Here is a 13,556-nt window from a genome sequence, read left to right as displayed (position 1 = left end):
AATGGCGTAAATATGCTTTTTGACAAAAATAAAACAGGCTGTTTTTGCAGCCTGTTAAGAATATCTAAAAAGTATCAGATCAACGGGCGACCTCAGGTCGCCGCTACATTTTGTATGCAGTAAATTATTTGTCTTTGTATTGCTCAACTTTGTTTTCTATCTTGTCAACAGAGTTTCTTTCTGTTATGTCAACACGATAGTTGTACTGAGCGTTCTTTGTGACAGTGTTTTCAGTGAAGTATTCAAGTTCACCGTCTTTATCGAAAAAATAGGTTGTGGAAAAGCCCTTTGTGCCTATCTCCTCAGCGTCCTTTCCTAGCTTTGAAACGTCATAAACATACGTCACAGTAACAGAGCCGTCATCACCGATAATGTCAGAAACAGACTCAACAGCTTTCGGAGCAAACATCAGCATACCCTCGTCAGCTTGTGGGTGCTTTGCCTTTCTTGTGTACTTTGAAAAGTCCTTGTCGCCCTTTACCAAATGTGAGTATTCTCCGTTATCATAGGTGTAGCTCTCGATTCCGTTGTTATACTGAGCGTATTCCTTTCCACCGTTCTTGCCGTAGTAAGAATAGGTCAGCACATCCTTTTCGTCATACTTGAAAGTGAACTCCTGCTCTATATCACCAGTGTCCTCGTTGGTTATAACGACTTTTGCGGAGTCAAGCGTCGCATAGTCCTCCCTTGCCTGATATACCAATGTGTCATGCTTTAGCTCAGGCGTACCGCAGGAAGTGCATAAAAGGCAGACAGCCACTGTTAAAGCTACTGCTGCTGTTTTTAGAAATCTCATTTTAAAATTTACTCTCCTTAAAGCCCCTTGCAGGTCTTTGAGAACACTATAAGCGCCGCAGCAATAGTGAATATCTGCGAGATAGTTGCATGGACCATAAGACCTATATTGAATTTTATCACATAAAGGTCTATAGCAAAGCTTTCAATGCCTACATTTTTTCCCCATGCAAGCCAGCCCACATAATCCTTGCCCTCACAGACGTAAGCTATGAACGCACCAAGTATTATTCCTGCCAGCATGAAAAATATAAACGCGAAAGTCTTTTTGAAATTTTTCATGACTGAATATCCTCTGTTTTATGTATCGGTATCTATTTTCTTCTTGACGGAGATTTTCTCTTGTTGTCAATGACTTTTTTCAGATCAGAAAATCTCTCCTCGCTTGACGCCTTGAACTTGCTGAGCATATCCTCAAAATCAGCGTTTCCTGAATTGCTGTCAGCATTGTATACCGGAGGCGGATTTTTAGCAAAATCCTGTGGCGCTCTGTCTCTGTTGTGATCCCTGTTATAGTCGTTTCTAGGTCTGCCCTGAGAATTGCCTCCCTGACGGTTGAAATTTCTCTGACCACCGTTAGGTCTGCCCTCTCTGCCACCCTGGTGACCGTTCTCTCTTGGCTTTCTCTGTGGCGCAGGCTGAGCCTTCTTGATAGAAAGCGATATCTTTCCGTCGTCGCCTAAATTAAGCACCTTTACCTTGACGGTCTGACCCTCGGTAAGATGATCCTTTATCTCGTTTACGAATGTGTTCGCAACCTCCGAGATGTGGACCATTCCTGTCGTATCCTTGTCAAGCTCCACAAATGCTCCGAATTTTGTGATACCTGTTACTTTTCCTTCATAAATTTTTCCTACTTCAAGCTGCATTTGATCTTTGTGTCCTCTCTGCAATAAAAATTCTGCTATATGAACGGTCAAAAGACCGTGTTTGCCTTAGTCGCTGTTGTTTACAATATAAAATCTGCGCTCATTAGGATAAGCATAGCCCAGCTTTTCAATAGCTATCTTCTCCATATACTCCGCCTCATCGTCAGAACTGAGCAGCCTTGTGTATTCATCATTGAGCTGCTTGGCGGCGGTTATCTTTTTATTTATAGCGTCTGACTCTTTTCTGAGCTGTGCTATCTGCGCCTGCTGTGAGATGATAGTCACCCCTGAATAAACAACAAGAGCGGCAACAGCAAAAATAGTCATAAGCTTAACAAATCTTGATCTTTTCGGCTTTGGATTTTTTTTAGCAGCGTCCTTTTCAGCGTCAGCCGTTTCGGACGTTTTATTTTTAAAACCTAGCATTGCGTACTCCTTTTTTGATTACAAAACCGACCTTTCCATAAGCAATACCCCAATAACTGTCATGAGGCGTTACCTATACTCTTTTCTATTATACACTAATCAAAAGAGAGTTTTCAAGTGCTTTTAGAAGTTTTTTTTCGCAGAGAGGAAATTTTGCACTTTTTCACAAAACAGTCCCTGAAACCGTCTGCTCTTTTGGTAATAAATTTAACCACAGGCGAAAACGTTTTAGCAAATAGTTTTCTGATGATCGAAAAAAGGCTCCTCATCACGGATACAACAGCGTTTCCTACAGTAAGATGTTCTATCACGGAGCCTGTTAGCATACCGACTAAAACAAACCCTCTTATAGCCCCCGTCAGCCCGGTGCAAAATGTGAAAAGTGCAAAGCCGTAAAGAAATGTGTAAATGATATCCTCAAAAAAGGTGAGTATCTTCCCATGTGGCAAAGCCGCCCTGAATACCCTGAAAATATCATATAAAAGTCCCAGCCCGCAGCCCAGAACCACAGACAGCAGAAAAAGCTCCCTTTCAAGCTCTAGCCCCAGTTGCATTTCTTCCATTTTCTTTCCCCTTTCTCAAACCTTTTGCTTAAAAACCGCTTGAATATGCAATTCCCCACTTGTAGGGGCGAACAGCGTTCGCCCGTTGGCTGACCGCTATTTGTTATCTGCCTATCCGTATTTTGCCGAAAGCTCCGCAAACAGGCGGGCGACCTCAGCCCCTACATATGTTATCTGAATATCTTCCCTATCGCCGAGAGCTTTTTCTTTCTGTCCTTTTCTCCATAAATCAAAGCCCAGATATCTCCCTCCACGGAAACATCTCCCGATTCAACGCTTATTTCGTTTATGTGCAGGTCTTTGCCTTTTATCGTCAGCTCTCCAAGCTGTGTGAAAAGCCTTATCTCATCCTCGTCAAAGCTGTCAACGTCCGTCACGTCCGAAAGCTGTAAACGCTGTCTGTTTTCAAGAATGGCATTGTGCCTGCCCTGAGTATCATTCATAAAAGCACCCCCTGATATTTTTCTTATCTATGTATATTCGCTCCGTGTAAAAATATTTCTGTGAAAACGTTTTATATCCTTGACAAAAACGCCTTGAAAAGCTAAAATAAACATATGCAAAAAAACATAGTATCGAAAGGATATGAAAAAATGGCAGAGAATAAAAAGCTTATAACAGCAGACAACAGCTTTCTTACTTATATGGGCAGAATAGACTTTTCCGATAAAACACGCCCTGAGTTTTATTACGCAGGCTCAAATGTAAAAATGACTTTCACAGGCACAAGCGTATCCGCCGTGATAAAAAACCATAAGTATTTCAACATTCAGGAGCTTGGCTTTGTTATGGACGGCAAAGAGGGCAAGGTGACTTTTGATAAAAATGACGAGGATATCACCCTTGATATCGCTTGTGACCTTGAAAAAGGCACTCATACCGTCACCCTTTTTAAAAGGCAGGACGCTTCCCATTACTTTGAGTTCGTGGGCTTTAAAATAGACCCCGACGGAGAAGTTTTCGAAAATCCTCCTCTCCCTGCAAGGAAAATAGAGTGCTATGGCGACTCTGTTTCCGCAGGCGCAGTGTGCGAGGCAGTTGACTTTGTTGCAAGCTGTGACCCTGAGGATCATCAGGGAGTTTATGATAACGCATGGCATAGCTATGCAATGATAACAGCAAGAAATCTTGGCGCACAGATCCATAATATCGCACAGGGCGGTATCGCAATTTTCGACAACACTGGCTATTATCATGCCCCGAATTATATCGGCATGGAGTCTGTATACAATAAGCTTTGCTATTTCCCAGAGGGAGCAAAGGGTGTGACCCCTTGGGATTTTGAGAATTATACCCCTGACGTTGTGCTTTTTGCAGTGGGTCAGAACGACCCGCATAATGAGGGTCACGAGGATTTCGATATCGCAGACCCCGATTACAGAGCAAAGTGGAAAAATGCCTACAAGAGCATTATCCTTGACCTTAGAAGCAAATATCCAAACGCAACATTCGTGCTTCTGCTGACAGTTCTCTGCCACGGTGAGGAGTGGGATAAAGCCGTTGACGAGATAGCAAACGAGCTTAATGACGAGAAGATAACACATTTTATGTTCACAAGAACAGGCAAGGCGACCCCCGGTCACCCAAGATTTCCTGAGCAGTATGAAATGGCGGAGGAGCTTACAGCTTATCTCTCAAACATGGGCGATAAGATCTGGGGCTAAAAGCTAAAAGATAGAAATAATAGGGCGAACAGCACTCCCCCTACACAGACTTTAAAAGCATCTGTAGGGGCGAACACTGTTCGCCCGTTTTTTACGCAAACTTATCGTTTCTATGCATCATTATTGCACTTATTATCCTGCTATAGTCAGCTTAAATCCTGCTGTTCTGCCGACTGCCTGTCAAGCTCCATGCGGTAAGCAGAAAGTATCTCTCCCTCTATCTCATTGCGAAGCTCGCTGTCGATGGGGTGAACAATATCACGGAAAACCCCGTTGTCATCACGGCGGCTGGGCATAGCCACAAAAAGTCGCTCCTCCCCTTGCACTATCTTGATATCATGTACCGCAAAACTGCCGTCAAAGGTCAGGCTCACAACGGCTCTGAGCTTGCCCTCGTTTATAAATCTTCTGAATTTTACCTCTGTTATAGTCATTTTCATGCGTCCTTTCTTGTGATGTAATGCCTGTAGTAATATTTTTGCCTCTTTTTTTGAAAAATAATCAAAAAAGGGGTTTATTTTTTTTTAGAAATGTTATATAATAAAATAAACATACATTCTGAATTATCTATTATTCTAAGGAGTATTACAAAGATGATAACAAATGAGATCTTGAAAAATATAAAGCACGTTCATTTTATCGGTATAGGCGGCTCTGGTATGTACCCTCTGGTGCAGATATTCCATTCAAAGGGATATTTCATCACAGGCTCAGACAATAACGAAACCGAAACTCTTGAAGCCGTAAGAAAGCTTGGCATAGAAGTCTTTCTCGGTCAGAGAGCCGAGAATATCAAGGGTGCAGACCTTATAATCTATACCGCCGCAATAATGTCAGATAACCCTGAGCTTATCGCCGCAAAAGCAAGCGGTGCGATCTGCTGTGAAAGAGCCGAGATACTTGGACTTGTCACAAGCTGGTATACGAACGCTCTTTGCGTTTCAGGCACTCACGGAAAGACCACAACTTCTTCCATGCTCACACAGATATTCGTTCAGGAGGGTACTGACCTTTCCTGCGTTATAGGCGGAAAGCTCCCAAGCATAGGCGGCTCAGGCAAGGCAGGCTCATCACAGACTATGGTCTGTGAATCCTGTGAGTTCGAGGATCATTTTCTCAGACTTTTCCCTGACGTTTCAATTATCCTTAACGTTGACGCAGACCACCTTGAGTATTTCAAGAATATTGAAAATATCATAAAGTCTTTCCATAAGTTCGCAACCATGGCTTCAAAAGCCGTTATCTATAATGGCGACGACGCAAATACTCTGAAAGCCGTTGAGGGTGTCAACAAGGAAATGATATCTTTCGGCTGGGATAAGAAAAACGATTATTCTGCCGTTATAAAGTCTAAAAAAGGCTTGCAGACACGCTTTGAGCTTTATTATAAGGGCGAGTTTGTCAGAGAGCTTACTATCCATGTTCCTGGCGACCATAACGTCATGAACGCCCTTGCAGCTATCGCTGCCGCAAGATATTCAGGCGTTTCATGGGAGGGTATCGAAAAGGGACTTGATACTTTCTTTGGCGCAATAAGACGTTTCGAGAAGATAGCCGAGGTCAAGGGCGTTACTATCGTTGACGATTACGCTCACCACCCAAAGGAGATCGAGTGTACACTGAAAGCCGCAAAGGGTCTTGATTTCAACAGAGTGTGGGCAGTTTTCCAGCCTTTCACCTATTCAAGAACAAAGATACTCATGAACGATTTTGTGAAAGCACTTTCTATTGCAGATATTGCCGTTGTAACGGATATCATGGGAAGCCGTGAGAAAAATACCGACGGTGTTTATGCTGAACAGCTTGCAGAGAAGATACCAAATGCAGTTTGGTTCAAGACCGACCATGAGCTTGTTGATAAGCAGACTGCACAGCAGAAGGAATATAACTTCTCACAGTGTATCGACTATATAAAGAAAAACTGCAAGGAGGGCGACCTTGTTATAACTCTTGGCTGCGGAGATGTCTATAAGCTTGCAAAAAGGCTTGCAAAAGAGCTTTAGGTTTAGAAGATAAAGATTTATTGATATAACAGAAAGGACGGAGCTATGAGAAAAGTAACCGAGAACGAGAAAATGGTATTCGAGTTCATAAAGGATCGCATAGAAGAGGGATATCCGCCGACAGTTAGGGAGATTTGTGCGGAGTTTGGCTTTAAGTCTACCTCAACAGCCCATAGATATATAAATAATCTCACCGCAAAAGGCCTTCTTGAAAAGGGAAATAACCAGAACAGAGCCATAAGGCTCACAGGCGGCAACGGCATGAAGATCCCCCTTGTGGGAACTGTCACCGCAGGTATCCCTATCACTGCCATTGAGGAGATAACAGACTATATAAGCTTCCAGCCTGCAAGGCATTACAGCAATCCGCTTTTTGCCCTAAAGGTAAGGGGAGAGTCCATGATAAACGCCGCTATCCTTGACGGAGATATGGTAGTTATAGAGCAGACCCCATATGCAGAAAACGGCGATATAGTCTGCGCGCTTGTTGACAACGAGTCAGCTACCATAAAGACTTTCTATAAAGAGGACGGCCATTACAGACTGCAGCCTGAAAATGACACCATGGATCCTATCATAGTAGACGAAGTAAGCATACTTGGCAAGGTTGTGGGCGTTGTAAGATATCTGTAAATATAGATAAAGAAGATTTGTAGGGGCGAACAGCGTTCGCCCGTGTCATTAAAGAAAACGGGCGGATAGTCCAACATAGATATAGAAAAAACTTCGACAAACAAAACAGTTCTAAGTGTGTAAAGGATTGGTAATAATGAGCAGACATTGTACATTCTGCGGTTCTAAGCTGGAGGACGGAGCTAAGATATGCACCAACTGCGGAAAAATGGTACCTATCGCCTCATCGACCCAAAGACGTGGCGAGCAGGAGTTTATAGACCGTTCAAGGATACAGGGCATACCGAAGCGTGTTTATGAACACCCGAAAAGAGCCGAAGCAGAGGAAAGAATGCGCCGAGAGCAGGAAGCTCGCAGGGTAAAGCGTGTAAGAGAGACAGAGCGAAACAGAGAAATGAGTGCGGCAGACTATAGGCGCACCCCAACTGAACATTCAAGCAGCGGCAAAGAGAATTATGGTAAGGGCAAAAAGATACTAAAGACCTTGCTTAAGATCGCAGTGGTAATATTGGTGATATATTTTGCGATTGCCTTTGTGAGAATATTCAGCGTAAGACATTCCACATACGATTTTGATACCGAAATGAAATTAGCAAGCGAAAATTACGGTGAAGCCGTTGACGCATATTTCAAAGACGGCAAGTGGAAATATAACATCTTTAGAAATCAGGTGTCCTATGAGGGAACTTCCGAAAGTGGCGACGATTATGTTATGATATTCGGCAAGAATGACGGTCAGACTGTCGTAAGGCAAATGACAAAGAACAGCAAGAAGGTCGCTTCTGACAGCATAATGAACGATGTCATGGGAATGTTCATGTTCGAGAAAAAGGTCACAGGATAAAAAAATAAGCGCATAATTATGTAGTCATTTGTAGTGGCGAACAGTGTTCGCCCGCATTTTGACACGCATTATAAAACGAAACGGACGAAGTAAAAAAGCTTCGTCCGTTTATTGCTTTGTAGGGGATCGGCGCAATTTCTGCATTGCAGAAATGCGACGTCCCACTTTTTTTGTTGTTTGTGTTTTTTTACAGCCTAATTTATACTATTGTCACGCTTTTTATCAAACATTCTGTAATACTGCACAGTTTCATATTCGTTCAGCGTGTCCTTGTATTTGTCAGCCACATCATTTATAGAATACCATTCTCCGTCAGCCGTTTTGTAGCCGTAAGAGCTTATTATCGGAATGTCACAGCGTATCTTGTCAAGCTCCTGCTGATATCTCGACTTTGGGAGTCCAGCCGCTTCCATGACCTCGTTTGAAAGATAGTTAAGGCTTATATCGTCTATCTTCTCCGCTTCAACGCCCTTGTTGCTCCAAATAAGGAAAGGAGTCTGTCGAAGTCTTGAGTAATCCTCCGTTGAAAGTAAAGCCACGTCCTTGCCATAGAGATATTCCGTGAAGTCTATGATATGCGGATAATGGTCGCCGAACATTACGATTATGACCTCTTCCTGCTTGTGTCGGAAATAGTTTATAAGCTCTCCCAACGCCTTGTCAGACTGATAGATAAGATTTAGATATTCCTGTGCCGCAGGGTCGTTGTAGTCCTCAAAGGTTATCTCATGAATAACACCCTCCGGATGATCATACGGCGCATGGTTCTGCATGGTCGCTGTCCATACAAAATAAGGCGAGCCTGCGTGTCTTTCATATTGCTCTTCAATATATCTGAAAATGGTTTCATCTGTGATATTTCCGTTGAAATATTGGATATCGCTCATTCTGTCCTGACAATTGTATATCCTGTCTTTGAATTGAAGCTGTTCATAGGCGTTGCCTATATCCCATAGTCCCTCAGAGCAAGGCGAGATTGCCTGCGTTGTGTAGCCAAGCTCGTTTAGCCAGCTTACAAGACCGTTTTGTTTGTCGTTGAGATATTGGGTGAATACCGCACTTCCCGACGGCAAAAAGCCAAGAGTGTTGCCAGTAAGAAATTCATACTCAGAGTTGCAGGAATAACCGCCATATGCCGAAACGGAAACATATCCGCTTATGCTTTCTTCCTGCAATTTGTGATAGTTAGGCAGATAGTCTTTGTTAGTCTTGAACTGAGCGATATGCTCAAAGTCTGCAAAGGATTCGTTCATGATAGCAATGATAGTAGGCTTTTTGTCAGCCTTTTGTACCTCATACTGAGTTATGATATCCTCAGCCTTTTGAGTGGAGTAGCCATCAGGCTTCGTCACACGGTCAAACATTCCGTCGAAGCAGAACATAAGGTCATAGCCTACGCACCTGTATGTGTCTGCATTTTCCGCACCTGAAAAGTTCAGCCTGATGTATCTGTTCTTTATACCAAGGTCATAGGCAAACCTGCCACCATATACGAATACGAAACACCCTGCGATAACAGCCACACCCGATATTATCCTGCTGCGTATTTTTATCTTCCTTACTTTTGTCGTCACCGTTACAGCGAAAATAAGAATAAGATCACAAAGCACAAACATCACTTTGCTGTCTAAAAACAGTGAGTACATTCCGTTTATCTCACTGACTGACTTTATGTTGGCAAGGTCGGCAAACTGAACAGGATTCCCCCTGAACTCGGTGACATAATACTGTGCCAAAGCATATATGGCAAATATGACGTTCACTCCGCAAAACCAGGCGTGTGGCTTCGGGAATATCACCGCACCTATAAGATATAAAAGCCAGCAGAGCAATATTCCAAGGAGAATGTAAAGCACATTGCTCTTTGGAAAATATGACCCCATTACAAAGTCCGGAAGAAAATAAGAATTTAGTCCAAGCATAAAAGCCGCCGTGAAAGGGTCGATGTAGCCTTTTGTTTCGCTCTTTTTCAGCTTCTTTTGAATTGAGAAAAATTTCGCAATAATAAATATCAGTGCCAGCTCAACAGCGCAAGCCCCTATAAGCGCATAATTTCGTTCTTTCGGCAGGAAGTTGTCTTTGTCCATGTATATGCCCAACAAAGCACAAATGACTCCTACCGCTATAACTGCCACTACAGCACTTATAAATCGTAATGTTTGCATTCCGTCAGGTGACGCAAACCATGCTCCTATTTTTTTCAGCAAGCCTTTTTTCTCCTTTGCCTGCTGTGTTTGAATGTTTTGTTGTTCTTTCATTACAATATACTCTTTTCTGTTGATTTACACGCATTTTACAATACCTATTCATTATAGCATAGCTATCAGCAAATTACAACAGCTAAAATCAACGAATATTTTACTGCTTGATGTCAGGTGTTCACAATTAATTTACCCCATGCTTCAAAGAGTGTGTAAATTGCTCTTGAAAAAGGGACGGCAACGTGTTATAATATTTATGTATTTCAAAAAACATAAGGAAAAGAGGTAAATATATGTCACATGAGAAGATACTGGTGCTTGACTTTGGCGGACAGTACAATCAGCTTATTGCAAGACGTGTGAGAGATCACCACGTTTATGCAGAGATAAAAAGCTTTGAAACTCCGATCGAAGAAATAAAAGCAGCAGGCTATAAGGGCATAATCTTCACAGGCGGACCAAACTCCGTTTATGATATGACTTCCCCGCATTATGACAAGGCTATACTTGACCTTGGCATACCAGTTCTCGGCATCTGCTACGGCTGTCAGCTTATTTCATGGATGAGCGGTGGAAAGGTAGAAAGCTGTAAAAAGAGCGAGTACGGCAAGATAGAGATAACAGTCTCCGCAGAGAGCAAGCTTTTCAAGGACGTTCCTGATAAGAATATCGTATGGATGAGCCATACCGACTATGTCAGCGAAGCACCTGAGGGCTTTGTTATCACTTCCCATTCAGATGATTGCCCATGTGCGTCAATGGAGAATGCAGAGAAGAAGATATATGCCGTTCAGTTCCACCCTGAGGTAACTCACAGTGAGTATGGTAACGTCATTTTGAAAAACTTCCTTTACGAGGTCTGCGGCTGTAAAGGCGATTGGGTAATGGATAACTTTATCGAGAACACAGTTGCAAAGCTTAAAGAGCAGATAGGCGATAAGAAAGTAGTTTTGGGACTTTCAGGCGGAGTTGACTCATCAGTTGCCGCAGGACTTATCAGCCGTGCAGTGGGCAAACAGCTCACCTGCGTGTTCGTAGATCAGGGCCTTATGAGAAAAGACGAGGGCGACTTTGTTGAGGAAACTTTCACAAGACTTTTCGATATGAGATTTGTAAGAGTAAACTGTCAGAAGCAGTTCCTTGAAAAGCTCAAGGGCATAACAGATCCAGAGGAAAAGAGAAAGACTATCGGAACAGAGTTCTATAAGGTATTCTGGGATAAGATAAGAGAAGAGGCAGACGGCGGATTTTTCGCACAGGGTACTATCTACCCTGACCGAATCGAAAGCGGAAAGGGCGACGCTGCCACAATAAAAACTCACCACAATCAGGTGAAAATGCCTGAGGACATCAACTTTGACGGCGTTATAGAGCCGCTTGGCGACCTCTTCAAAGACGAGGTAAGAAAAGTCGGCGAAAAGCTCGGCATACCAAAGGAACTTGTATGGCGTCAGCCGTTCCCAGGTCCAGGACTTGGCGTAAGAATAATCGGTGAGATAACAGAGGATAAGATAAAGGTGTTGCAGGAAGCAGACGCCGTTTTCCGTGACGAGATCAAGAAAAGCGGAATTGAGAGCAGCCTGAGCCAGTTCTTTGCAGTTCTCCCGAACGTCCAGACAGTAGGCGTAATGGGCGACCACAGAACCTATGACCACCTTATAGCTATCAGAGCCGTAACAACAGACGACTTCATGACAGCCGATTGGGCAAAGATACCATATGATGTTCTCGCAAGAATATCCAACAGGATAACAAACGAAGTAGACCATGTAAACAGAGTAGTTTACGATATAACCTCAAAGCCACCGGGAACGGTGGAGTGGGAATAATGCAAACACTTGCTGAAACGGCGTAATACCGTGCTTTTCGTGGCATAGTTAAGCTGAATGGCAACGTTTTGGCAACATTTTTCTATCATCGGCAACAGTGATATAATAATTGTCTGAAAAGATAAGAGCTATCTGATTCAATTTAAGAATCGGATAGCTCTTTTTTATGTTATTTCATAATAATCTGGATCTAATATAAATTCTCCATTTGTTAAGTCAAGCCAATTATTGCATATGGTTATAAGCTTTTGGATTTTACTTGCAAATGCATTAATAGCGTTTTTCTTTAAACAATAGCAATAGCATAATGATGGAGCGTTATCTGTTGGATAATGAGTAGTATTAATTACTTTACCGCCATCAGTATCAACATATCTTTTTCCATTTTTATCTATAGTTTCTATAATAATAAATGAGTTTTCTAAATTATTAGGATTTAATGAATGAGCATCTATAGCTTCAAGGTTGTCATATTTAGAAGAAGATACTATTTCATATGGATATTCTTTGTTTCGCTTAGAAATAAAATAACCATAGCCTCTAATCCAATCAAGCAGTTCTAATACAGTAAAACTCCATTCTTTAGGAAAATATGCGGATGAAAATAAATCTTTCAAAATATTTTGTAGATTTGTAGCTTCTACACAAAAGTCATTTAGTGCAATAAATCCAGGAAATTGTATACCACAAACATGGAATTCTATCTCTTTAATAGAACAGTTCAACAAATTTTGAACTTGTGCTAATCCAGAACTCATACTTATGGTTCCAAAAACCAAATTTGCCATTTGCTTTGCTATAGCTAAAATGGAACGATCTATTTTCCCTTTTATATAATCGTTTAGCGGATTGAACAATTGCCCTTTAACATACAAATCCTTGATATTCTCTTCTATTATTTTACTAATTCTGTCTGCTTCGTTTCCTTCACAGGGATTAAATGCTGTGATTCTTTTTTGCCGTAAGTCAAACGGCAATTCTTCTATAATTCCAGTATTTATATCAAAAAGACAAATAATCCTGTCCCAACCAATTTTACTTGCTGCATAACCTAATTCAATCAATACATTAGGATTTGGAGTTTTTCGACCGGTATAGTCTGAATTAACTATACTAATATCACAAATGAACAAAACGCTTTTGTCTATTTTGTCAAAAATAGTTGTAGTAATATCAGGACTGCCATTCTTTCCTTTTGTGTCGCGGTCATAACCAACATATATAGAAGCATCTTTTTCTAGGCGATTTAGTGCTTTCTTTATACATTTCTCAATAAAATATCTATGAGTTTTACCTTCCAAATCATTTTGCCAGGAATAAAATATAATACGAGTCATAATGCCTCCATAATAATATAACAAAATTATGCATTTCCTATCTCATCATGTTTATTATTTCAGCTTGCGTAATTCTTCGTCATTCCGCTCCGCTTCCGCCCTCGGATACCTGTATCTCCACTGGTCGTACTCCTCGCGGCTGATCTCCCCATTGCGGTACTTCTGAGCCATTTCCTCCCAGGGTTTGAGCAGACCTGTCATCTTCGCAAAAGTCGAGCCGTTCTGTCTGTTGATGCGGATACAGATTTCACCGTCCAGACGGTCAATCTTGAAGCCGTATAAGTCCTCTAAAGCAAAGAGTGTGTGCATAAGTCCGGTGTAGCTGTCAATGTTCGGGACGTTCTTGGCTGCGGAATGCAGAAAGGACAGCCTGAGTATTACCGTGGCGCAGT

General features: G+C 42.0%; 14 protein-coding genes and 1 pseudogene. 5 read left to right on the top strand and 10 right to left on the bottom strand.

Annotated elements, in window-relative coordinates; all coding sequences use genetic code 11:
• Positions 1 to 124: 124 nt before the first annotated feature.
• The 6 genes from WS40_RS01265 to yabP all read right to left on the bottom strand — a co-directional run bounded on the left by WS40_RS01265 (position 125) and on the right by yabP (position 3,096).
• Positions 125 to 796, bottom strand: a complete 672-nt coding sequence (locus WS40_RS01265; RefSeq protein ID WP_046439532.1) for a hypothetical protein — start codon at positions 794 to 796, stop codon at positions 125 to 127.
• Between the two features lie 17 nt (positions 797 to 813).
• Entirely contained in the window at positions 814 to 1,077 is a 264-nt protein-coding gene (locus WS40_RS01260) for a DUF4321 domain-containing protein (RefSeq protein WP_022287146.1), read from the bottom strand.
• A 32-nt stretch (positions 1,078 to 1,109) separates the two neighbouring features.
• Positions 1,110 to 1,664, bottom strand: coding sequence for a S1 RNA-binding domain-containing protein (locus WS40_RS01255; protein ID WP_022287145.1), 555 nt, complete (start codon positions 1,662 to 1,664; stop codon positions 1,110 to 1,112).
• Between the two features lie 66 nt (positions 1,665 to 1,730).
• Entirely contained in the window at positions 1,731 to 2,090 is a 360-nt protein-coding gene (locus WS40_RS11235) for an FtsB family cell division protein (protein WP_325208351.1), read from the bottom strand.
• 113 nt (positions 2,091 to 2,203) lie between these two features.
• Positions 2,204 to 2,653, bottom strand: a complete 450-nt coding sequence (yabQ, locus tag WS40_RS01245) for a spore cortex biosynthesis protein YabQ (protein ID WP_046439530.1) — start codon at positions 2,651 to 2,653, stop codon at positions 2,204 to 2,206.
• 170 nt (positions 2,654 to 2,823) lie between these two features.
• Positions 2,824 to 3,096 (bottom strand): sporulation protein YabP, encoded by a 273-nt coding sequence (yabP, locus tag WS40_RS01240; protein WP_046439528.1) that lies wholly within the window; start codon positions 3,094 to 3,096, stop codon positions 2,824 to 2,826.
• 150 nt (positions 3,097 to 3,246) lie between these two features.
• Here yabP and WS40_RS01235 point away from each other — a divergent pair, with 150 nt between their 5' ends.
• A complete protein-coding gene (locus WS40_RS01235) occupies positions 3,247 to 4,317 on the top strand; it encodes a GDSL-type esterase/lipase family protein (protein WP_046439526.1) in 1,071 nt (356 codons plus the stop codon).
• Positions 4,318 to 4,463: 146 nt separating this feature from the next.
• Here the strand turns inward: WS40_RS01235 and spoVG are convergent, their stop codons facing one another.
• Positions 4,464 to 4,751 carry a septation regulator SpoVG gene (gene spoVG, locus WS40_RS01230; protein WP_038672724.1) on the bottom strand — a complete coding sequence of 96 codons (288 nt, stop codon included), beginning with the start codon at positions 4,749 to 4,751 and terminating at the stop codon, positions 4,464 to 4,466.
• Between the two features lie 159 nt (positions 4,752 to 4,910).
• Here spoVG and murC point away from each other — a divergent pair, with 159 nt between their 5' ends.
• The 3 genes from murC (at position 4,911) to WS40_RS01215 (ending at position 7,797) form a co-directional block, all read left to right on the top strand.
• Positions 4,911 to 6,320, top strand: coding sequence for a UDP-N-acetylmuramate--L-alanine ligase (gene murC / locus WS40_RS01225; RefSeq protein WP_046439524.1), 1,410 nt, complete (start codon positions 4,911 to 4,913; stop codon positions 6,318 to 6,320).
• Positions 6,321 to 6,365: 45 nt separating this feature from the next.
• Positions 6,366 to 6,953 carry a transcriptional repressor LexA gene (gene lexA, locus WS40_RS01220; RefSeq protein WP_022287046.1) on the top strand — a complete coding sequence of 196 codons (588 nt, stop codon included), beginning with the start codon at positions 6,366 to 6,368 and terminating at the stop codon, positions 6,951 to 6,953.
• Between the two features lie 136 nt (positions 6,954 to 7,089).
• Entirely contained in the window at positions 7,090 to 7,797 is a 708-nt protein-coding gene (locus WS40_RS01215) for a zinc ribbon domain-containing protein (protein WP_046439522.1), read from the top strand.
• 194 nt (positions 7,798 to 7,991) lie between these two features.
• Here the strand turns inward: WS40_RS01215 and WS40_RS01210 are convergent, their stop codons facing one another.
• Entirely contained in the window at positions 7,992 to 10,055 is a 2,064-nt protein-coding gene (locus tag WS40_RS01210; protein WP_046439520.1) for an LTA synthase family protein, read from the bottom strand.
• Positions 10,056 to 10,291: 236 nt separating this feature from the next.
• Between WS40_RS01210 and guaA the strand changes: the two genes are divergently transcribed.
• Positions 10,292 to 11,827 carry a glutamine-hydrolyzing GMP synthase gene (gene guaA / locus WS40_RS01205; RefSeq protein ID WP_046439518.1) on the top strand — a complete coding sequence of 512 codons (1,536 nt, stop codon included), beginning with the start codon at positions 10,292 to 10,294 and terminating at the stop codon, positions 11,825 to 11,827.
• A gap of 164 nt (positions 11,828 to 11,991) precedes the next feature.
• Here the strand turns inward: guaA and WS40_RS11230 are convergent, their stop codons facing one another.
• Positions 11,992 to 13,164, bottom strand: coding sequence for a hypothetical protein (locus WS40_RS11230; RefSeq protein WP_276689222.1), 1,173 nt, complete (start codon positions 13,162 to 13,164; stop codon positions 11,992 to 11,994).
• Between the two features lie 54 nt (positions 13,165 to 13,218).
• A pseudogene (locus WS40_RS01195) lies at positions 13,219 to 13,556 on the bottom strand (hypothetical protein); the annotation flags it as partial.

It is taken from the genome of Ruminococcus sp. N15.MGS-57, assembly GCF_000980385.1.
Taxonomy (GTDB): Bacteria; Bacillota; Clostridia; order Oscillospirales; family Ruminococcaceae; genus Hominimerdicola; species Hominimerdicola aceti.
Note: the sequence above shows the minus strand (reverse complement) of the source record. Positions and strands in the feature narration are given on the sequence as shown.

Excerpts from the sequence above, each read along its gene's own strand:
- WS40_RS01265 (WP_046439532.1), bottom strand. The coding sequence starts at position 796 with ATGAGATTTCTAAAAACAGCAGCAGTAGCTTTAACAGTGGCTGTCTGC.
- WS40_RS01260 (WP_022287146.1), bottom strand. The coding sequence starts at position 1,077 with ATGAAAAATTTCAAAAAGACTTTCGCGTTTATATTTTTCATGCTGGCA.
- WS40_RS01255 (WP_022287145.1), bottom strand. The coding sequence starts at position 1,664 with ATGCAGCTTGAAGTAGGAAAAATTTATGAAGGAAAAGTAACAGGTATC.
- WS40_RS11235 (WP_325208351.1), bottom strand. The coding sequence starts at position 2,090 with ATGCTAGGTTTTAAAAATAAAACGTCCGAAACGGCTGACGCTGAAAAG.
- yabQ (WP_046439530.1), bottom strand. The coding sequence starts at position 2,653 with ATGGAAGAAATGCAACTGGGGCTAGAGCTTGAAAGGGAGCTTTTTCTG.
- yabP (WP_046439528.1), bottom strand. The coding sequence starts at position 3,096 with ATGAATGATACTCAGGGCAGGCACAATGCCATTCTTGAAAACAGACAG.
- WS40_RS01235 (WP_046439526.1), top strand. The coding sequence starts at position 3,247 with ATGGCAGAGAATAAAAAGCTTATAACAGCAGACAACAGCTTTCTTACT.
- spoVG (WP_038672724.1), bottom strand. The coding sequence starts at position 4,751 with ATGACTATAACAGAGGTAAAATTCAGAAGATTTATAAACGAGGGCAAG.
- murC (WP_046439524.1), top strand. The coding sequence starts at position 4,911 with ATGATAACAAATGAGATCTTGAAAAATATAAAGCACGTTCATTTTATC.
- lexA (WP_022287046.1), top strand. The coding sequence starts at position 6,366 with ATGAGAAAAGTAACCGAGAACGAGAAAATGGTATTCGAGTTCATAAAG.
- WS40_RS01215 (WP_046439522.1), top strand. The coding sequence starts at position 7,090 with ATGAGCAGACATTGTACATTCTGCGGTTCTAAGCTGGAGGACGGAGCT.
- WS40_RS01210 (WP_046439520.1), bottom strand. The coding sequence starts at position 10,055 with ATGAAAGAACAACAAAACATTCAAACACAGCAGGCAAAGGAGAAAAAA.
- guaA (WP_046439518.1), top strand. The coding sequence starts at position 10,292 with ATGTCACATGAGAAGATACTGGTGCTTGACTTTGGCGGACAGTACAAT.
- WS40_RS11230 (WP_276689222.1), bottom strand. The coding sequence starts at position 13,164 with ATGACTCGTATTATATTTTATTCCTGGCAAAATGATTTGGAAGGTAAA.